A 21,500-nucleotide genomic window follows, 5' to 3' on the forward strand; every position below is an offset into this window, starting at 1 on the left:
CATACAAAGACACTTAAAAAAAATCGAGTTTATAATTCATTACCATTCGTCTAAAAAACGAAAATAAATCGTCTTAAAATAACCGTTTATCGTATTTTTACGACACTTAACCTAAGAAACTACTATGGATATTAATAACTATATTGAGCATACGCTTTTAAAACCTAGCGCTACTGAGCGACAAATTATCGATCTATGTAACGGAGCAAAGAAAAATGGACTCTTTGCAGTTTGTGTCAACAGTTGTTATGTGCCCTTAGCCAAACAATTGTTATCAGAATCGGAGGTTAAAATTGTATCCGTAATAGGATTCCCTCTAGGGGCAATGGCCACTGAAGTAAAGGTTTTTGAAGCTAAAAATGCTATTAGAGAAGGTGCTGAAGAGATTGATATGGTTATTAATATTGGTTTTTTGAAAAGCCAGAACTATGTGGCCGTATTTAAAGATTTATCCGATGTTAAAAGAGCTATCGGTAACACCCCATTAAAGGTCATCCTTGAAATTAGCGAACTTTCCAAAAATGAGATTGTTAAAGCCTGTGAAATCTGTGTAGATGCAAAAGTAGACTTCATAAAAACCTCTACTGGGTTCTCTAAAAGTGGCGCTACACTTACTGCAGTAAAAATAATTAAGAAAATTGTTAAGGATAGGGCAAAAATTAAAGCGTCAGGAGGTATAACAGATGTAATTACAGCTAAGAAATATATTGAAGCAGGCGCAGATCGTATCGGGACCTCATCAGGTGTTGCAATGATGACTTCAAAGGTACTATAAGCCGATTATAATTTCTATATTTAGGCTTTAATTATACCTTATGAGTGTACATATTGAAGCGAAAAAAGGAGAAATTGCCCAAACTATTCTTCTTCCAGGTGACCCGTTGCGTGCTAAATGGATTGCTAACACCTACCTTGAATCTCCAAAACTTTTCAATACAGTTAGAGGAATGTTGGGTTATACGGGCACCTATAAGGGCAAGTCTATTTCAACCATGGGCACCGGAATGGGGGTTCCAAGCATTTCCATATATGCACATGAACTCATATATGAGTTCGGCGTAAAAAATCTGATTAGAGTGGGCAGCGCAGGCTCCTACCAAAAAGATGTTAAAATTAGGGACATTGTATTTGCCATGGCGGCCTCCTCCACCTCAGGCATCAATAAGCTGCGCTTTGCCAATGCGGATTATGCCCCAACAGCCAATTTTGAACTTTTCCAAAAAGCACTCGAGGCCGCAAAAGCTAAAAATATTGCTATTAAAGCGGGAAACGTACTGACCAGCGATGAATTTTATGGCGATAATTTCGAGTCGTATCACAAATGGTCAGAATTTGGAGTATTGTGTGTTGACATGGAAAGCTCAGGACTTTACACCATTGCCGCCAAGCACAACGCTAAGGCATTAAGCATTCTCACAATTTCAGACTCATTAGTAACTGGCGAACATACAACAGCTGACGAAAGAGAGACTACATTTAAAGAAATGATAGAAATCGCCCTAGAACTTGCTTAACCACTTAAAACTCTTCTTATGTTAAGACACCTAATTATTTTATGTATTGCTTGTTTCTCTATTAACGTGATGTCCCAAATTCAAAACACTGATAACATCACCACATATTATTTTATTCGTCATGCTGAAAAAGATCGCAGTAACCCATCTGAAAAGAACCCACATTTAACCGCCGTTGGTCATCAAAGAGCAGCTGATTGGAACGACATTTTACAGCATATCACATTTGACGCTGTGTATGCCACAGATTACCATAGAACAAAAGAAACAGCGCAACCAGTTGCTGAAAAAAATAATCTGCAGTTAACCATCTACAATACAAAGGCCTATTATAATGAAGCCTTTAAATTAGCAACACAAGGAAAAACAGTTCTTGTGGTAGGCCATAGCAACACGACTCCTGAATTTGTAAATGCCGTAATTGGCAGAAATAAGTATGGACCTATTGATGATGCCAATAATGGGAACCTTTATATTGTTACGATTTCGGATGCGTTTACGAATGCTACTTTACTAACCATCAATTAAGGATTTCTACTTCAATATTCTTGAGTTCAATTTTTGATAACAGTTCAAGTTCTCCTTTATCAAACATCAACCCCAAGTCATCAAAATTAAATTCGAGACGGGTTGGTTTATAGTTATTATAATCCACAAAACGCAGTCCATTCACCATGCGTTCATTATATGCTTCCCTAAAGCGATAGCCCATACCTTCAATTTCCTCATAAGAATAGGCGAGATACTCCACTTTATAGGTTGTTTGGTCAACCCAATACAGAAAAACGTCTTCAAAATCTTCGCCGCCACCATCTTCTGAAAAGGTGACTTCTATTTTATGGTAATCTTTGCCTTTAATGGCTTCTTCACCTAAATAGTTTTTATATACGGCTTTCCCGTTCAATCCGTAAGGCAATACTGAAAAATAATGTACTGAATTTACAGAGGCACTGTAAAGTGCTACCAATGAGTCTGATAGCTCAACTTTGACATCATTTTTATAACGTTCAAATCCTGAATTGCTTAATACATCTTTAATGTTATTAACTGAATCTTGAATATAGCGTTCCAATTGAAATTTACCTCCTTTACGATGCGCTTTATAATGTATGTCTCTAAAATCAAACTCAATATTTGATTTCTCAAACACTTCGCCTCCTGAAACTTCTATTGATTTTTCGATAATTTCATTCGCAGATGCCTTGGCAACGGATTTCTTATTTTCTTGGTTGCAATTGAAAAGAGTTAATAGCAAGGTTGATACTAAAAGATGTCGTAACATAGAATTCTTTTTAGATGAGTTTGCAAATTTAAAGATTACAGTTGGGTCTTCTTTAAAAGTTATCCTAAATGTTTTACCTTTGACTCCTTATGCAGAAACACATCAACATAAAAAACAGAAAAGCACGGTTTAATTATGAACTGTTGGATAAATATACCGCTGGAATCGTTTTATCGGGTACAGAAATTAAATCCATTAGAAGTGGTAAAGCCTCCATTGCTGAAAGTTTTTGTGAATTTAATGATAAGGGCGAACTTTTTGTCATTAACATGAACATTGAAGAGTATGCTTTTGGCAATTATTATAATCATAGACCTAAGGCGGAACGCAAACTCTTGCTGAATAAGAGAGAACTCAAATCTTTACATAAAGATGTTCAAACCAAAGGCTACGCGATTGTCCCCCTTCGCTTATTTATTAACGATAGAGGTTTTGCAAAGGTTGAAATCGCTTTAGGGAAAGGTAAAAAACTATATGATAAGCGTGATACTATAAGAGACCGCGATAACAAGAGAAACCTAGATAGAATTAAAAAAATCTACAAGTAATGTGCTATCTTTCGCGCCTTGTGCCAATTATTAATTTAAGAGTGTTATAACAAGCAGGAACACTATTTATAGTTAAGTTTGAAATGCTTCTAGACGACTATTCCATTAGAATCTCCATATAGAGGTCTTTAAACCTAACGTGATGACCAAATTCCTACTCTCACTTTTTTTTGTAACACTCAGTTTTCAGGCGTTCTCGCAGCTTAAAGGACAGATTTCAGACACCAATGGCGCACCGCTCCCCTATGTAAATATTTATGTAGAAAACTCCTTTATCGGAACCACAAGTAATGACGAAGGAAACTACGAACTTAATCTTAGTAAAGCTGACACCTACAGTATTATTTTTCAATTTTTGGGCTACAAAACTGTCAAAAAAGAAGTTGAAATAACCCACTTTCCTTTCACATTAAATGCAACACTTATAGAGGAACAGATTTCATTAAATGAAGTTGTGATTAATTCAGATGAGAATCCTGCCGATATCATCATGAGAAAAGCTATCGCTTCTCGAAAAACAAATCTAGAAAAGATACAGGCTTTTAAAGCTAATTTTTACTCCCGTGGATTAATTCGCATAAAAAATGCCCCAGAAAAGTTTTTTGGTCAAACCATGGACGATTTTATGGTAGGCCTAGATTCGACACGGAGCGGCATCTTGTACTTATCTGAAACCATTTCAGAAATTGACTATATGCATCCCGACAAGCTGAAGGAAAAAATTATTGCCTCAAAAGTAAGTGGCGATAGTAATGGTTTTAGCTTTAATACGGCAAGTGATGTCGATTTCAATTTTTATAATAATACGATCGAACTGGGCAATCACATCATCTCACCAATTGCAGATTTTGCTTTTGATTATTACAACTATAAATTAGAAGGTGTTTTTTATGATGATAAAGGTAACCTTATCAATAAAATCAGAGTAATTCCGAAGCGAGAAAACGATCGCATTTTTTCTGGCAGCATTTACATTGTAGACAACCAATGGACCATTTATGCCGTCGAATTGGGTATTACAGGAATTCAAGCGCAAATTCCGCCAGCAGAAGTGATCACCATCACACAAAACTTCTCGTATTCAGAGAAAGATCAACTCTGGGTCATTATTTCTCAGGGCATTGATTTTAGTTATGCGCTATTCGGGTTTAAAGGTGATGGCCGTTATACTGCTGTATACAGCAATTACAATTTCGCACCGCAATTGAGCAAAAAATCATTCGGCAAGGAAATATTATCATTTGCAACCGAAGCAAACCAAAAAGATTCCGCCTATTGGAAAAGTGTTAGACCAGTACCTTTAACTGATGAAGAAGTTAGCGACTATTTGGTAAAAGACAGTATCCAAACGCTTAGGAAATCTAAATCCTACCTCGATTCTATTGATGCAAAAAATAACGTTTTCAAAATACAAAACCTTCTTTTTGGATATAACCACAAAAACTCTTTCAAAGATTGGAGCTTAGGTTATAGCTCCCCATTATCTGGTTTGCAATTCAATACCGTTCAAGGCTATAACTCAAAATTAATTTTCTCTTACCGTAAAAATCAGGATGAGTATAAACGTTATTTTTCAGCCAATACAACTTTACAATATGGTATCTCTGAGGAGCGCTTAAGAGCAACTGCTACATTCAGGTATAAATTCAATAATGTTAACAAACCATTCTTGACGGTGTCTGGAGGTGTCCAAGTACAGCAATTTAATGAGGCTCAACCTATTTCTCCCTTAGTAAATTCAGTGAGTTCCTTGTTTTTTGAGGATAATTATATGAAGGTTTATGATAAAAGCTACGCCGAAGTGACTTATTCTCAAGAAATTTTTAATGGCACTACTATTTATAGCCGTATAGCTTATGAGCGCCGCAAAGCCTTATTAAATACTACTGCCCAGGTGTTTCTTAATGACCAAAAGGATGCTTACACTAGCAATCATCCACTCAATCCGATGGCCTATGGAGTTCCTGCTTTTGAAACGTATCAACTTTTAAAATTAAATCTGAATGCGCGTTTTAATTTTGGACAGGAATATTTGAGTTATCCAGATAGCAAGATTAATATCCCCAACAGTAAATACCCTACGCTATATTTGGGCTATGAAAAAGGATTTGCCGGTTCAGAACAACAGTATAATTTTGATCAACTCAAGTTAGGACTGACACAACGTTTTAATGTAAGCAATAAAGGCGATTTTAAATATAACCTTAAAGCAGGAACCTTTATTAATGCTGATGGAATAGGGTTAATGGATTTTTACCACCCAAATGGAAACCAAACCCATGTGGGGACGGCAAGTTCTTATTTAAACGTGTTTAACAACTTGCCGTATTATGCATTAAGCACCAACAATTCATATGTAGAACTGCATGCCGAACATGATTTTAAAGGTTTACTATTAAGTCGCGTGCCATTACTCAATAAATTAAATTATAACCTGGTAATTGGCGCACACGCCTTTGCTACAGAGCACCAAAAACCATATCAGGAATTTTCAGTGGGCTTAGACAATATAGGTTTTAAGAAATTTAGACTATTAAGAATTGATTATGTGCGGTCCTATCAAAATGGCTACCAAGGCGATGCGGTAATTTTTGGATTGAAGTTTTTAAATTTTATTGAATAACACTATCACTGCAAGTCTTTTCAAACAACTATGCTGTTGTCACTTCGAGTATTTTTCAAGAACGATAGTGATTGAAAAATATATCGAGAAGCGATCTTTATATTTACTTCCTTTCTATCACGGTTCTCGATACATTTTAAACAGCTTTCTTTCAGACGCTATTTAAAACACTCGAACTGACATTATTTTTTTCAAACAACTATCCTGTTGTCACTTCGAGTGTTTTTCAAGAACGACAGTGATTGAAAAATGTATCGAGAAGCGATCTATAATATATACTTCCATACTAACACGGTTCTCGATACATTTTAAACAGCTTTCATTCAGACGCTATTTAAAACACTCGAACTGACATTATTTTTTTCAAACAACTATCCTGTTGTCACTTCGAGTGTTTTTCAAGAACGACAGTGATTGAAAAATGTATCGAGAAGCGATCTAATAATATTTACCACCTTACTAACACTGTTCTCGATACATTTTAAACAGCTCTCTATCAGACGCTATTTAAAACACTCGAACTGACATTATTTTTTAAAAAAACTACCATGTTGTCACTTCGAGTGTTTTTCAAGAACGACAGTGATTGGAAAATGTATCGAGAAGCGATCTTTAAGATTTACTTCCTTTCTATCACGGTTCTCGATACATTTTAAACAGCTTTCTTTCAGACGCTATTTAAAACACTCGAACTGACATTATTTTTTAAAAAAACTACCATGTTGTCACTTCGAGTGTTTTTCAAGAACGACAGTGATTGGAAAATGTATCGAGAAGCGATCTTTAAGATTTACTTCCTTTCTATCACGGTTCTCGATACATTTTAAACAGCTTTCTTTCAGACGCTATTTAAAACACTCGAACTGACATTATTTTTTAAAAAAACTACCATGTTGTCACTTCGAGTGTTTTTCAAGAACGACAGTGATTGGAAAATGTATCGAGAAGCGATCTTTAATATTTACTTCCTTTCTATCACGGTTCTCGATACATTTTAAATAGCTTTCTTTCAGACGCTATTTAAAACACTCAAACTGACATTATTTTTTAAATAAAACTACCATGTTGACACTTCGAGTGTTTTTCAAGAACGATAGTGATTGAAAAATATATCGAGAAGCGATTTAATAATAATCATCTCCAAATCTAACACGGTTCTCGATACATTTTAAATAGCTTTCTTTCAGACGCTATTTAAAACACTCAAACTGACATTATTTTTTAAAAAAACTACCATGTTGTCACTTCGAGTGTTTTTCATGAACGACAGTGATTGGAAAATGTATCGAGAAGCGATCTTTAATATTTACTTCCTTTCTATCACGGTTCTCGATACATTTTAAATAGCTTTCTTTCAGACGCTATTTAAAACACTCAAACTGACATTATTTTTTAAATAAAACTACCATGTTGACACTTCGAGTGTTTTTCAAGAACGATAGTGATTGAAAAATATATCGAGAAGCGATTTAATAATAATCATCTCCAAATCTAACACGGTTCTCGATACATTTTAAATAGCTTTCTTTCAGACGCTATTTAAAACACTCAAACTGACATTATTTTTTAAAAAAACTACCATGTTGTCACTTCGAGTGTTTTTCAAGAACGACAGTGATTGAAAAATGTATCGAGAAGCGATCTAATAATATTTACCACCTTACTAACACTGTTCTCGATACATTTTAAACAGCTCTCTATCAGACGCTATTTAAAACACTCGAACTGACATTATTTTATTCAAGCAACGTCCTTATTGTCACTTCGAGTGTTTTTCAAGAACGACAGTGATTGAAAAATGTATCGAGAAGCGATCTTTTATATTTACTTCCTTACTAACACTGTTCTCAATAAATTTCAAACAGCTCTCTTTCAGACGCTATTTAAAACACTCAAACTGACATTATTTTTTAAAAAAACTACCATGTTGTCACTTCGAGTGTTTTTCAAGAACGACAGTGATTGAAAAATGTATCGAGAAGCGATTTAATAATAATCATCTCCAAATCTAACACGGTTCTCGATACATTTTAAATAGCTTTCTTTCAGACGCTATTTAAAACACTTGAACTGACAATGCAATAATTTTAGAAACACTTAGTTTTTATCTTCCAAAAGTGGTACAAACCTAAACTCACCGAACTCGTGCTTTTCAAAATCTTTTGGTCCTTTTCTGATAAATAAAGTCATGGTCTGTACCTGGTCTCCAACAGGAATAACCAACCGGCCACCAATTTTTAATTGGCTCATCAAGGGTTTAGGGACAAATGGGGCCCCTGCAGTTACAATAATACTATCAAACGGGGCTTCGTCCTTTAAGCCTTTATAACCATCTCCAAAAATTAGTTTTTTGGGACGGTACCCTAGTTTAGGAAGAAATTTACTAGTAATTTTAAACAGTTCTAATTGACGTTCAATACTGTAGACCTTTGCTCCTAATTCGCACAGCACAGCAGTTTGATAACCGCTACCTGTACCAATTTCAAGAACATTATCTCCTGGCTTAATCTGCATAAGCTCTGTTTGAAAAGCAACGGTATAAGGTTGTGAGATGGTTTGGTCAGCCGCAATAGGAAACGCTTTGTCTTGATACGCATGGTCTAGAAAGCTCGAATCCATAAAAAGATGTCTCGGAATTTTACCGATGGCCTTTAATACTTTTTCATCAGTAATCCCTTTATCCTTTACAATGCCAACAAGTTGCTGGCGCAAGCCCTTATGTATAAATGTATCTTTCAAAGCGGTGATGTTTGCTGGCTAAACTACTTCAAATAAAAGCAAATCACAAATTCAAAATCCCAAAATACACCCTCAAAAGTAAAACTGACATTTTGATTTTAAAGCATTTTAATCATGAGATACTTTACAAAAATTTGTCTAAAAACTTACCATTTTATCAGTGTTTATGAGTGTACTAAAAATAACAATATTGATTATCTTACAATGGGGCACCCTTCATCTTTCTCATTTCTTTTTCTTTTTTCTGCCTTAAAAAAAGGCTATTTTTGTATAAAACGTATAATCTATGTTAAAAGCAGGAGTTCTTGGTGCTGGTCATCTTGGAAAAATTCACTTACGCCTTTTAAATCAGTCCGAAAAATATGATTTAATTGGTTTTTATGATGCTGATGAAACCAATGCCAAAAAGATTGAGGCTGAATTGGGCTATAAATATTTTGATACTATTGAAGGCCTTATTGATGCTGTAGATGTTGTCGATATTGTCACTCCAACCTTATCGCATTATGAATGTGCTAAATTAGCCATCTCTAAAGGCAAGCACATCTTTATTGAAAAACCAATCACCAATACCGTTGAAGAAGCTGAAACCATCCGCACACTTGTGGCTGAAAACAACGTCAAAGGCCAAGTAGGTCATGTGGAACGATTTAATCCTGCATTTAAAGCAGTAAAACATCAAATTCACAATCCGATGTTTATAGAAACCCATAGGTTGGCAGAGTTCAATCCACGAGGTACTGATGTACCCGTGGTGTTAGATTTAATGATTCATGATATTGACATTATCTTGAGTGTCGTAGATTCTAAAGTCAAAAATATATCGGCAAGCGGTGTGTCAGTAATTAGTGATACGCCTGACATTGCAAATGCGCGCATCGAATTTGAAAATGGCTGTGTTGCTAATTTAACGGCGAGTAGAATCTCTTTGAAAAACATGCGAAAAACTCGGTTTTTCCAAAAGGACGCCTACATCTCGGTAGACTTTCTAGAGAAAAAATGTGAAGTGGTTAAAATGAAGGATGCGCCTTCCAATCCTGGTGATTTTGATATGATTCTTCAAAATGCTGAAGGTGTGAAGAAACAAATCTATTTTGATAACCCTGATGTTGCAGATAATAATGCGATTTTGGACGAACTAGAAACGTTCGCAGATGCCATAAATACTAACACGAAACCCATTGTTACACTTCACGACGGAACAGAAGCATTGCGTGTAGCGACCAGGATTATTGAACAGTTTTAAGTTCAGAATCACATCGCTTCACCAAAATCAAATTTATAGAAACACAAATAAGACCCCTAATTCGAGGGAATTAAAAATAAATTTTTAATGAAAAACATAGCAGTAATTGGTGCCGGAACCATGGGTAATGGCATTGCGCACACCTTCGCACAAAGCGGATTTAAAGTACAACTCATTGATATTAGTAAAGCATCGCTTCAAAAAGGTATGGATACCATCACGAATAATTTAGATCGTATGGTTGCCAAAGAAAAAATTAATAACGCTCAAAAAAATGACACTTTAAACAATATCACCACCCATACTGATATTTCTAAAGGTGTTAAGGATGTGGATTTGGTAGTAGAAGCTGCTACTGAAAATAGCGAACTCAAACTTAAAATATTCAAACAATTGGATGAGGTGTGCTCAAAAGACACCATTTTGGCAACCAACACCTCCTCTATCTCAATAACCCAGATTGCTGCCGCAACTTCTAGGCCCAAACAAGTTATCGGGATGCATTTTATGAACCCTGTGCCTATTATGAAATTGGTTGAAATTATTCGTGGTTACACCACAAGTGATGAGGTGACTAAAACCATAATGGATCTTTCTAAGACCTTAGGTAAAGAACCTGTAGAAGTCAATGATTATCCAGGTTTCGTAGCTAACAGAATCCTTATGCCAATGCTTAATGAGTCTATTGAAACACTATATAATGGTGTTGCTGGTGTTACAGAAATTGATACCGTTATGAAGTTGGGAATGGCGCATCCTATGGGGCCATTACAATTGGCGGATTTTATTGGGTTAGACGTATGTCTTTCCATATTGAATGTGATGTATGACGGTTTCAAAAACCCTAAGTATGCACCTTGCCCTCTATTGGTAAATATGGTTCGCGCCGGAAAACTAGGCGTTAAATCTGGTGAAGGTTTTTATGATTATTCGGAAAGCCGAAAAGCAGAAAACGTATCACAACAATTCTTATAGTCCCTTTACACGACATAAATGGCTAACATTATTCCTTTTAAAGCAGTAAGGCCCACGCGAGACAAGGTGACTCTCGTAGCGGCGCGATCCTACCAAAGCTACACATTAGAGCAACGTGAATCGCGTTTGAGGGATAATCCGTTTTCGTTTTTGCACATTGTTAATCCAGGCTACAAATTTGACAAACAAATTTCAGGAGAAGCCCGCTACAATTTAGTTAGAAATAGGTATTTAGAATTTAAAGAAGATTCTATTTTTATTCAAGACGCCCAACCTTGTTACTACATTTATCAAATTAAAGATAGGGATCATCAAGTTTTTAACGGCATAGTTGCCGCTACGAGTGCTGAAGATTATGAAAATGACGTCATCAAAAAACATGAGGATACCATTGAGTTTCGCGAGGTTATTTTTAAGGACTATCTAAAAACGGTAGGCTTTAATGCTGAACCTGTACTCCTCACCTATCCTGATAATGATGTTATTGCTGATATAATTAGCGAGGTACAAAAAGCACGTTCAGAATATGAATTCACAACCACGTATAGGGATACCCATTTATTATGGAAAGTAGAAGACGCCGATCAAATTAAAAAGATATCCCAAGAATTTCAGCAGATGGAAACGGTCTATATTGCCGATGGACATCACAGATCATCTTCTTCCTATCTATTGTACAAAGATTTAAAAGAAACTAATCCAAAACACACTGGAAAGGAGCCCTATAACTTTTTTATGAGTTATTTAATTCCTGAATCAAACTTGAGAATCCATGAATTCAATCGTGTGATCAAAGATCTGAACGGATTGACCAAGGAGGAATTTCTAATTCAACTGGACATGATGTTTCGTATTGAAAATAGAGGACCTGTACCCTATCACCCTTCTAAAAAACACCATTTTAGCATGTATTTGGACGGCGAATTCTACTCGCTATATTTGAGAAAAACGAGTTATAATATTGACACTTCACTTGATGCTTTGGATGCCCAAATTTTATATAAAACTATATTAGAGCCTATATTAGGTGTAATAGATCTACGAAACGACGATCGCATTGGCTACATCAATGGGAAGAAAGATATCATATCAATGAAAAGCGCTATAGACAATGGTAATTACAGAGTCGGTTTTGGAATGGTACCTGTGTTTATCGAAGAAATGAAAACTATTGCTGACGATGGCTTTAAAATGCCTCCCAAAAGCACATTTATTGAACCAAAACTAAGATGTGGCGTCACGATTTATGAATTTTAAAATTAAAATATGTTTGTAGGACTATTAGAAGTGTACGACAAACACAAATGCATTGAAATGAGTATACCAGAAAATCTACACTATATTAAATCATCATTACCGGAACAGGTTACCCTAGTAGCGGTTTCAAAAACAAAATCGGTAAATGAAATCATGGAAGCTTATGATGCTGGCCAACGTATTTTTGGAGAAAATAAAATCCAAGAAATGGTTGATAAAGAAGCACAAATGCCAAAAGATATAGAATGGCATATGATTGGCCATGTTCAGCGCAATAAGGTTAAATATATGGCAGAGTTTGTGAGTCTTATACATGGGGTTGACAATTTCAAACTCCTAAAAGAAATCAACAAACAAGCAAAAAAACATCATAGGACCATTAACTGTTTGCTTCAAATTAAAATTGCTGATGAGGACTCCAAATTTGGCATGACAGCTAAGGAAGCACAAGATATTCTACAATCAGATGAATTATCAGAATTGAATAATGTTGCTGTTGTTGGCGTTATGGGCATGGCAACGTTCACAGAGAACACTCAACAAGTGGAAGATGAATTTAAAAGATTGAAGATGATCTTTGATGACCTCAGTAACTTGGAGCCTAAAGACTCCAAGTTCAAAATTATTAGTATGGGAATGAGTGGCGATTATCAAATTGCAATATCATGTGGCAGCACTTTGGTTAGAATTGGAAGTAGTATATTTGGAGAGCGAAATTATAAATAACTTAATGTATTGCATACCCCTCAACTAACTTCCTTATACTAACACACTCAAATAATTTTACAAAAACACCACGTTTCTTGTATATTAGAAACAAGTTAAGAGACGTCCAAAAAAAATCAAGCTCATTTACGCAATATTAGACATAGAAACCACTGGCGGTAAATTCAATGAAGAAGGCATCACTGAAATCGCTATTTACAAATTTGATGGTCATACGGTAGTGGACCAATTTATCAGTCTTGTCAATCCTGAACGGGAAATACAACCTTTTGTAGTCAACTTAACTGGAATCAATAGCAATATGCTCCGCTCAGCACCAAAATTTTATGAGGTTGCCAAACGGATTGTTGAAATGACGGAAGACTGCATTATAGTAGCACATAATTCAGAATTTGATTATCGTATTTTACGCACTGAATTCAGCCGACTTGGCTTTGAATTCGAACGTAAGACACTTTGTACGGTTGAACTGTCCAAACAGCTAATGCCCGAACAGGATTCGTATAGTTTGGGCAAGCTTACCAGAGCGTTAGGCATCCCGGTAAGTGATAGGCATAGAGCATCTGGAGACGCATTAGCTACCGTAAAATTGTTTAAAATTCTGCTTGCTAAAGATCTTAATAAACAAATCATTCAAGACGCGGTAAAGGCGGAACCAAAGTACAAGATATCAACAAATCATAAGCATATCCTAGACGATTTACCATCTATTACAGGAGTATATTATCTACATGATACCTATGGTAAAATCATTTTTATTGGCAAGAGTAAAAACATTAGGAACAGAGTCAATCAACATTTTACAAGCTCCAATCCTAAATCAAAAAAAATGCAGAACCAAGTAGCCGCCGTAACTTATGAAGCTACAGGTAGTGAATTGGTAGCTATGCTAAAAGAGAGTGCAGAAATAAAAAAAACCAAGCCCTCTTTTAATAGGACCATGAGAAGAAACAAATTTACGCATGCACTCTATTGTTTTACAGATGAGAAGGGGTATATTAATTTAAGGATTGATGCGGCAGATGGTAGAAAAAAAGCCATCACTACATTCACCAATTATCAAAGTGGTAAGCAGTTTTTGATAAACGTTATTGAAAAGTATAAGCTGTGTCCCAAATTAGTGGGTCTGGACGCTACAAAGAAAAGCTGCTTTAAATTTTCTATTGGTGAATGCGCAGGCGCGTGTATAGGTGAAGAAACTTCAGAAAGCTATAATCTCAGAGTACAAGAGGTAATAGCTGCAAACATTTTTGATAATCAAGACTTTATTTTAATTGACAAAGGAAGAGCCGTAGACGAACATAGTGTATTATTAATTGAAGACGGCATTTTTAAAGGACTTGGTTATTACAACCTCAATTATCAAATTACCAATAAAAAAGTATTGGAATCCATAATTACCCCAATGGAAAACAATAGAGACACCATACATATTATTCAAACTTATCTCAGAAAAAACAAACAAATTAAACGCATTAACCTAACTCAATGAAACACCTTTACCTTGCCTCGCTTTTCCTACTTAGCTCATTTTCCTTTGCACAATCAACTTTTAATTCAGATACTTATTCCGTAAGTAGAAATGATATTACTACCAACACATATTCTAAAGATTCAACTGCCACTGCATTAGTAATCTATGAATACGGAAACAGCTATATTGATCGGGATACTTATACTCTTAAAACGGAGATCAAGAAAAAAATTAAGATTTTAAATAGGAATGGATTTGATAGGGCTACAGAAACCATTTATCTCTACAATAACAATAAAGGAAAAGAAAAAGTGTCTAAAATTTTTGCTACCACCTCTAATTTAGAGAATGGTGCAATTACCAAAACGGAACTCAAACGTGATGAGGTTTTTGAAGAAAAATATAATGAGCAATATACCTTGGTAAAATTTACCTTGCCTAACATTAAAGAAGGATCGGTCATAACGTATAGCTATCAGTTGGAATCACCTTTTATTTACAAATTCCATCCTTGGGAATTTCAGGACGACATTCCGAAATTGTACAGCGAATACAATACTAGTATCCCTGGCAACTACGACTACCATATTAAATTAGTAGGCACTCAAAAATTAAACAAATCAGAGTCTAAAATCGTGAAAAACTGTCTGAGTGCCTTCAATGGTGCCTCAGCAGATTGCGTGAATACTATTTATGCAATGTCTAATATTCCTGCTTTTATTGAGGAAGACTACATGACTGCAAGGCAAAATTACCTCTCAAGGTTAGAGTATGAACTTAAAGTGTTTAGAGGATTTGATGGCAGTGTTGATAACATTACAAAGTCCTGGAAAGATGCGGATAATGAGCTCAGATCAGACGCAAATATTGGAAGACAATTAAGAAGGAATACCTCCTTAAAAGACGAGGTAGCTAACCTGATTACAGGTGCCCAAAACCCTTTAATAGTGGCACAAAACCTTTATACATACGTACAGAACAACTATACATGGAATGGCGATCATAAAATATTCACAGATGTTTCGATCAAAGATTTGATAAAATCAAAATCTGGTAACGTGTCTGAAATCAACATTCTTCTACACAACCTTCTCTACGAACATGGCATTGAAGTTAAGCCCGTATTATTGTCTACAAGAGCAAACGGACTACCAACGCAGCTTTTTCCTGTTATTTCAGAGTTTAATTACCTTATTGTACAAGCCACTATAAATGGCGATACATACTTATTAGACGCTACTGATCCGTATTTAGGATTTGGAGAATTACCTTATAAATGTTTAAATCATTATGGTCGACTTTTAGATTTTGACAATGGAAGCACATGGCTTCCTATTGAGGCAAGCAACCCTTCTAGCATCCATTATCAAGTAGACCTAAAGATAACAGACCAACTGGTAAATGGCGAGGTAAAAGCTCATTATCTAGGTTATGATGCCTTGAGTAAAAAGAAGGAATTTTTTGTCAATAAAGATGCCTATATCAAAAATAATGCTGACAGACAATCTGATATTACCGTAACAAATCATGAGGTTCCGGTTGCTGATAAAAATTCAGAAGCGTTTCATGAGACTTATGATGTTGTATTAAATGACAGCCATAATACCCAAGATATGGTTTATTTGAATCCTTTTATTTATAAATTTTTCAAGGAGAATCCATTTAAATTGCAACAGCGTACCTATCCCATAGATTTTGGGCATCAGAAGACATACCTGTATAGTGTACAAATAGATTTTGGAGAAACTTACGACATTGTAGAAATACCAAAATCAATCCAAGCCAAACTTCCAAATAATGGTGGAGATCTCATCTTAAATACGACGGTAAACGCACAAAAAGTAATGTTGTTCTTTAAGTTTAGTTTAAAAAATAGTATTTATGAGCCTGAACACTATGAACTATTTAAATTATACCTTAACAAGGTATTGGAAGTACAGCAAAATTCATTAGTCGTATTAAAGAAGAAATAGGCAATCTTTTATTATTTTTGAGCATATGCGTGATAAAGATCAGAAAAGAGATTGGAAGTTTAAGCTTCATGAGATCATCTACGAAGCAGATACACCAACGGGCAAACTATTTGATGTTGTCCTTCTTATTACCATTATTGCGAGTATTATTTTTGTGATGTTAGAAAGTGTCAAGGAGTTTGACGCCGAGTATCACAATTACTTAAATATTGCTGAATGGGTAGTAACCATCATTTTCAGTATAGAATATATATTGCGAATTATATCCGTTAAAAAGCCTTGGAAATATATATTCAGTTTTTATGGTATTATAGATTTCCTTTCTACCATACCAAAATATCTATCCTTAATTTTTATGGGTACCCAAGTGCTTATCGCGCTTCGTGCATTACGGTTGTTAAGGGTTTTTAGAATCTTAAAATTGGCACGATATGTAGGTGCTTCCAATTTGTTGGCCAATTCATTAAAGGCCAGTCGCGCTAAAATCCTAGTATTTTTATTTACCGTCCTAATTATCAGTGTTATTTTTGGCACCGTAATGTATTTTGTAGAAGGCGATCAAAGTGGTTTTACCAGCATTCCAGTAAGTGTATATTGGAGTATCGTTACTTTAACAACTGTAGGTTTTGGTGATATTGCCCCAGTAACGCCATTAGGTCAATTTATAGCCTCAATGATTATGATTTTAGGTTACGGAATTATTGCCGTACCTACTGGCATTGTATCGGCGGAATATGCTGCCCAACATAGAGGTCAACTTCCACAAGTGCCACCGCAGCTTCCTAAGGTAGATATGAACACAGAATCTTGCCCTAATTGTTCGGCAGAAAGACATAAAGATAACGCCAAATTTTGCTACAATTGCGGTCACATATTAAATGAGCATCGGTAGGAATAGTTCAATACACATGTCAAATCAAAAGCATCTTATTAGTATTATTGGGCCAACAGCCATAGGTAAAACCAATTTGAGTATTGCCATTGCAAACCATTTTAAAACCGAAATTATTTCAGCCGATTCACGCCAATTTTTTAAAGAAATGCAAATTGGCACTGCTGCGCCTACAGCGGAAGAGTTAAATGCTGCACCTCATCATTTCATTCATCATAAATCTGTATTAGAAAACTATAATGTTGGCACATTTGAAAAAGATGCACTTCATAAATTGGACCAACTCTATAAAACACACCAAAGCGTCGTAATGGTTGGTGGGTCTGGCCTTTATATTGATGCGGTAACCAAAGGACTCGATTATTTTCCACAAATAGATCCTACTATTCGCAAAAAATTGAATAGAGAGCTTGCAATATCCGGATTGGAACCTCTTCAGCAACAACTGAAATCTGTAGATCCACAATCATTTGAAAATATTGCCCTTAACAATCCACAGCGTGTTATCAGAGCTTTGGAAATTTCTATTGGCAGCGGTCAGCCTTATTCGTCATTTTTAAAGAAAGACAAATCGAAACGATCGTTTAAAACCATCACTATAGGGCTAACGGCGGAACGTGCTATTATTTACCAACGCATTAATGAACGGGTTGATTTGATGATGAGTAACGGTTTATTAGCGGAGGCTGAAAGTCTAAGGCAACTACAACACCTAAATGCGCTCAACACAGTAGGCTATAGTGAATTGTTTAAGTACTTGAATGGTGAATGGACTTTAGAATTTGCTGTTTCAGAAATTAAGAAGAATTCTAGAAGGTTTGCGAAGAGACAATTGACTTGGTTTAAAAAGACAGAAGATACGCATTGGTTTGACTTCCAAACTCCTGTTGCAAATATAATAGCAACCATCTCTCAGGAAATGAACTAAGAAAGTTTCAACTAGACAACAAATAATTTAAAATTGAAATTAAAATTGAAAATACCTGTATTTCAATTAATTAATTCTACCTTTGTCGCTTAATTAACATTAATATTTATTATGAATAAAGGTACCGTAAAATTCTTCAATGACGCTAAAGGTTTTGGTTTTATTACTGAAGAAGGAAACAACAATGAACATTTTGTACACATTTCTGGTTTAATCGACGAAGTTCGTGAAGGTGATGCTGTGGAATTTGATTTAACAGAAGGAAAAAAAGGTTTGAACGCAGTAAACGTAAGAGTTATATAATCGCTTCAATTTTTTAAAACAAAAAGCCTATCTTATCGATAGGCTTTTTTTATGGCTTGATTTGATTTAATCATTTCTATTGACTACCAATCTAAAACCTTCTCCATGAATGTTCAAGATTTCAACATTCTCATCTGGTTTTAAGTACTTTCTTAATTTGGCAATATACACATCCATACTCCTAGATGTAAAATAGTTATCATCTCTCCATATTTTTGTCAGCGCTAATTCGCGCGGCATCAAATCATTTTCATGTAATGCCAGTAAGCGTAGCAACTCATTTTCTTTAGGAGATAGTTTCACGGGGGTCTCGTCTTTAAATTTCAAGAAACGTAGTTTGGAGTTCAAATCAAAATTACCAATCTTAAATTCAAACTGTTTACTGTCTGCTACAGTATCTGTAGCCTTACGCTGCATGATAGCCTTGATTTTCATTAAGAGCACCTCACTATCAAACGGTTTATTTAAATAATCATCTGCACCAACTTTGTAACCTTTTAAGACATCTTCTTTCATCGCTTTTGCGGTTAAAAAAATGATGGGAACATCACTGTTTTTTTCCCTAATTTCCTTAGCTAAAGTAAATCCATCTTTATATGGCATCATCACATCCAGGATGCAAAGGTCATAATCATCCTTTTTAAACTTTTCAAAACCTTCCATTCCATTCTTAGCATGAACCACATCGTAATCATTCATATTAAGGTAATCTTTTAGGACGGTTCCGAAATTTGGATCATCTTCTACTAATAAAATCTTTTTGTTTTGTTCTTCCATAATCTATGATATTAATGGTAGTTTAATTATAAAAGTGCTACCTTTTCCTTTTTCACTTTCAACGCTAACATGCCCTTGGTGGTCTTCAACCATGCGTTTAACATAGGCTAATCCTAACCCATGACCTTTAACATTGTGCACATTTCCGGTATGTTCTCGATAAAACTTCTCAAACACTCTTTTTTGAACCTGTTTTGACATACCATTGCCATGATCGGCAATTTTCACTATTATATTATTTCCTACATTTTCTGTAGTGATATCTATTTTTGGAGCATCATCTGAATATTTTATCGCATTGTCTAAAATATTGACCAATACATTCGTAAAGTGGGTCTCGTTTGCCAAAACTGAAGATTTTTCAGCTTTTAAATCGGCATTAACATAACCTTGCCTATCTTCAATAATTAATTCTACATGACTTATGGCATCTTCAATTAGGTCGTGAAGCTTTACTCTATCCTTACTAATATTGAGTTCATTTCGTTCTAACTTAGAAATCCGTAACACATTTTCTACTTGGGCATGCATCCGTTTATTTTCATCCTTAATCATCTGCAAATAACGGGCTGTTTTCTCCTTATCTTCAATCATCTTAGGATTTTTCATCGCATCCAATGCTAGATTTATCGTGGCAATTGGTGTTTTAAATTCGTGCGTCATATTATTTATGAAATCCGTTTTAATTTGGGATATCTGACGTTGTTTGATAATTTGATAAATAGCATTGGTATATGCCAAAATGATAATTATTGTAAAAATGATTGATAAAACCGTCATCGTGAGGATAGAAGACCACAAAAATTTTCTACGCTCAGGAAAATTAACATACAAATTAAAATTACTTTCATTGTTGTTATTCAAGAACATGGGTACACCATAAGTGGTTGCCGGATCCAAATCAAAATTACTTGACTGTACTTTTGTGGCTAAGTCTTTATCATATATAGCAAATTCAAAATCTATCTCGATCCCGTTCTCATTAAACTGTCTAGATAAATAGCGTTCAATATCTTCAGTTTTTATTCTTTTATATATAGGATAGTTATTGAATAAATCTCGATAACTAATTTCAAACATCTTTTTATCAAGCTCATCCATCCTCCTGTATTCTGAAATTGTTTTCTCAGGAGCTATATTTATGGTATTTTCAAAGGTATTCTTTTTAAACACCTTCATTTCCTTTTGGTTTGTTATACGGCTGATATTCAAACTATCTAATCCTCCAATGTCAAAGAACAGGGATGGTACTTTAAAACTCTCTTCAAGAATTCCATTTTGATATACAGTTGTTTCATTAGAAACATCGTCATAGCTGTACAAGAGTATACCTCTAATATTAGTGGTATCGGGACTTTTGCCGCTATTTAACATTTCCTGATACTTATCACTATACAACTTAAACTCCCTGTCTTCTACCAATTTAGAAACATTACTCAAAGCGCGTTTAACGTTTAGTGTAAATTGCTTCTTCTCGTTAGAAAGGGTGTTATCAATAAAATAAATCTGAACGAAAATGATTCCTATAAGCGATAAACTCATCAGAATCACTAATAAAATGAATAGCTTTCTGCCCATCATCCAAATTTAACATTTTAACATTTAGATGTAACTTGCTTTAACCTTACCTTAACACATTATGAAGATTTAAGTGTTATCAATGGTTTTTAGTAGATATTGATGAATTATATTTACTTGATCTTTAGTTTGATCTAAATCGTGATTGGTAATTACAAAATCTGATTGTTTGGATTTCACTTCATCCGGTAATTGGTTATTAACGATAGCCATAATCTTGTCTTCAGTAGTGTTATCGCGCTGTTTTACACGTGCAATCCGTTTATCAAGATCAGCTACCACATTAATTATGAAATCATATTGTGAAGCCATGTCATTTTCAAAAATAATTGCGGCTTCTTTTAACACATACGGGAAGTTTTGTTCCGATTGCCATTTTAAGAAATCCTCACCTACTCTAGGATGGATAATACCATTCATTTGCTTTAAAAGCTCTGGATTGTCAAAAATTTTAGACGCTAAAAAAGGACGGTTCGGTTGGTTGTCTTTATAAGCTTCCTCCCCAAACAAGGCTATGAGTTCGTTTTTGACTGCTTTAGAAGTGTTCATTAAATGTTTTGCCCTTTCATCTGCAATATATAAAGGCACCCCCAGACCTTGAAATATTTTTGCTACAGTAGTTTTACCACTACCAATACCCCCCGTAATTCCAATAATTTTCATAT

General features: G+C 35.0%; 19 protein-coding genes. 14 read left to right on the forward strand and 5 right to left on the reverse strand.

From position 1 onward, the window contains the following. Window positions 1-124: 124 nt before the first annotated feature. Genes deoC through BXY82_RS12645 form a run of 3 tightly spaced genes read left to right on the forward strand, consistent with a single transcriptional unit; the run spans window position 125 to window position 2,042 of the window. A complete protein-coding gene (gene deoC, locus BXY82_RS12635) occupies window positions 125-775 on the forward strand; it encodes a deoxyribose-phosphate aldolase (RefSeq protein WP_133758536.1) in 651 nt (216 codons plus the stop codon). Between the two features lie 40 nt (window positions 776-815). Then, window positions 816-1,514 carry a purine-nucleoside phosphorylase gene (deoD, locus tag BXY82_RS12640; protein ID WP_133758537.1) on the forward strand — a complete coding sequence of 233 codons (699 nt, stop codon included), beginning with the start codon at window positions 816-818 and terminating at the stop codon, window positions 1,512-1,514. 18 nt (window positions 1,515-1,532) lie between these two features. Beyond that, on the forward strand, window positions 1,533-2,042 hold the full coding sequence (locus BXY82_RS12645) for a SixA phosphatase family protein (RefSeq protein WP_133758538.1): 510 nt from the start codon (window positions 1,533-1,535) through the stop codon (window positions 2,040-2,042). Here the strand turns inward: BXY82_RS12645 and BXY82_RS12650 are convergent. Further along, a complete protein-coding gene (locus tag BXY82_RS12650) occupies window positions 2,035-2,796 on the reverse strand; it encodes a DUF6503 family protein (RefSeq protein ID WP_243835812.1) in 762 nt (253 codons plus the stop codon). The genes BXY82_RS12645 and BXY82_RS12650 overlap by 8 nt on opposite strands. Window positions 2,797-2,885: 89 nt before the next feature. Here BXY82_RS12650 and smpB point away from each other — a divergent pair, with 89 nt between their 5' ends. Together smpB and BXY82_RS12660 are read left to right on the forward strand one after the other, a co-directional pair. After that, complete coding sequence (gene smpB / locus BXY82_RS12655) at window positions 2,886-3,344, forward strand: SsrA-binding protein SmpB (protein WP_133758539.1); 459 nt, start codon at window positions 2,886-2,888, stop codon at window positions 3,342-3,344. Window positions 3,345-3,486: 142 nt separating this feature from the next. Next, window positions 3,487-5,967, forward strand: coding sequence for a DUF5686 and carboxypeptidase regulatory-like domain-containing protein (locus tag BXY82_RS12660; RefSeq protein WP_133758540.1), 2,481 nt, complete (start codon window positions 3,487-3,489; stop codon window positions 5,965-5,967). A gap of 2,097 nt (window positions 5,968-8,064) precedes the next feature. On the opposite strand, the gene BXY82_RS12665 is transcribed toward BXY82_RS12660, so the two are convergent. After that, window positions 8,065-8,706 (reverse strand): protein-L-isoaspartate(D-aspartate) O-methyltransferase, encoded by a 642-nt coding sequence (locus BXY82_RS12665; protein WP_133758541.1) that lies wholly within the window; start codon window positions 8,704-8,706, stop codon window positions 8,065-8,067. A gap of 286 nt (window positions 8,707-8,992) precedes the next feature. On the opposite strand from BXY82_RS12665, the gene BXY82_RS12670 reads away from it, so the two are divergent. The 9 genes from BXY82_RS12670 to BXY82_RS12710 all read left to right on the forward strand — a co-directional run bounded on the left by BXY82_RS12670 (window position 8,993) and on the right by BXY82_RS12710 (window position 18,480). After that, window positions 8,993-9,952: a Gfo/Idh/MocA family protein gene (locus tag BXY82_RS12670; RefSeq protein WP_133758542.1), complete on the forward strand. Its 960-nt coding sequence runs from the start codon at window positions 8,993-8,995 to the stop codon at window positions 9,950-9,952. 87 nt (window positions 9,953-10,039) lie between these two features. Then, window positions 10,040-10,927, forward strand: coding sequence for a 3-hydroxyacyl-CoA dehydrogenase family protein (locus BXY82_RS12675; protein ID WP_133758543.1), 888 nt, complete (start codon window positions 10,040-10,042; stop codon window positions 10,925-10,927). A gap of 18 nt (window positions 10,928-10,945) precedes the next feature. Beyond that, window positions 10,946-12,184 carry a DUF1015 domain-containing protein gene (locus BXY82_RS12680; protein ID WP_133758544.1) on the forward strand — a complete coding sequence of 413 codons (1,239 nt, stop codon included), beginning with the start codon at window positions 10,946-10,948 and terminating at the stop codon, window positions 12,182-12,184. Window positions 12,185-12,241: 57 nt separating this feature from the next. Further along, complete coding sequence (locus BXY82_RS12685; RefSeq protein WP_133758673.1) at window positions 12,242-12,910, forward strand: YggS family pyridoxal phosphate-dependent enzyme; 669 nt, start codon at window positions 12,242-12,244, stop codon at window positions 12,908-12,910. Window positions 12,911-13,034: 124 nt separating this feature from the next. Then, window positions 13,035-14,402, forward strand: a complete 1,368-nt coding sequence (locus BXY82_RS12690; protein ID WP_133758545.1) for an exonuclease domain-containing protein — start codon at window positions 13,035-13,037, stop codon at window positions 14,400-14,402. Continuing rightward, window positions 14,399-16,357 (forward strand): DUF3857 domain-containing protein, encoded by a 1,959-nt coding sequence (locus BXY82_RS12695; RefSeq protein WP_133758546.1) that lies wholly within the window; start codon window positions 14,399-14,401, stop codon window positions 16,355-16,357. The genes BXY82_RS12690 and BXY82_RS12695 overlap by 4 nt, the downstream gene beginning before the upstream one ends. Window positions 16,358-16,382: 25 nt before the next feature. Beyond that, window positions 16,383-17,249 (forward strand): ion transporter, encoded by an 867-nt coding sequence (locus BXY82_RS12700; protein WP_133758547.1) that lies wholly within the window; start codon window positions 16,383-16,385, stop codon window positions 17,247-17,249. Window positions 17,250-17,265: 16 nt separating this feature from the next. Then, window positions 17,266-18,177 (forward strand): tRNA (adenosine(37)-N6)-dimethylallyltransferase MiaA, encoded by a 912-nt coding sequence (gene miaA / locus BXY82_RS12705; RefSeq protein ID WP_133758548.1) that lies wholly within the window; start codon window positions 17,266-17,268, stop codon window positions 18,175-18,177. Window positions 18,178-18,288: 111 nt separating this feature from the next. Continuing rightward, entirely contained in the window at window positions 18,289-18,480 is a 192-nt protein-coding gene (locus BXY82_RS12710; RefSeq protein ID WP_133758549.1) for a cold-shock protein, read from the forward strand. 66 nt (window positions 18,481-18,546) lie between these two features. Here the strand turns inward: BXY82_RS12710 and BXY82_RS12715 are convergent, their stop codons facing one another. The 3 genes from BXY82_RS12715 to coaE form a co-directional block, all read right to left on the reverse strand. After that, on the reverse strand, window positions 18,547-19,257 hold the full coding sequence (locus BXY82_RS12715) for a response regulator transcription factor (protein ID WP_133758550.1): 711 nt from the start codon (window positions 19,255-19,257) through the stop codon (window positions 18,547-18,549). A gap of 3 nt (window positions 19,258-19,260) precedes the next feature. Further along, window positions 19,261-20,799: a sensor histidine kinase gene (locus tag BXY82_RS12720; protein ID WP_133758551.1), complete on the reverse strand. Its 1,539-nt coding sequence runs from the start codon at window positions 20,797-20,799 to the stop codon at window positions 19,261-19,263. Window positions 20,800-20,904: 105 nt separating this feature from the next. Beyond that, complete coding sequence (gene coaE, locus BXY82_RS12725; protein ID WP_133758552.1) at window positions 20,905-21,498, reverse strand: dephospho-CoA kinase; 594 nt, start codon at window positions 21,496-21,498, stop codon at window positions 20,905-20,907. Window positions 21,499-21,500 lie beyond the last annotated feature (2 nt).

The sequence above is a fragment of the Gelidibacter sediminis genome (assembly GCF_004364975.1).
GTDB classification, from domain to species: domain Bacteria; phylum Bacteroidota; class Bacteroidia; order Flavobacteriales; family Flavobacteriaceae; genus Gelidibacter; species Gelidibacter sediminis.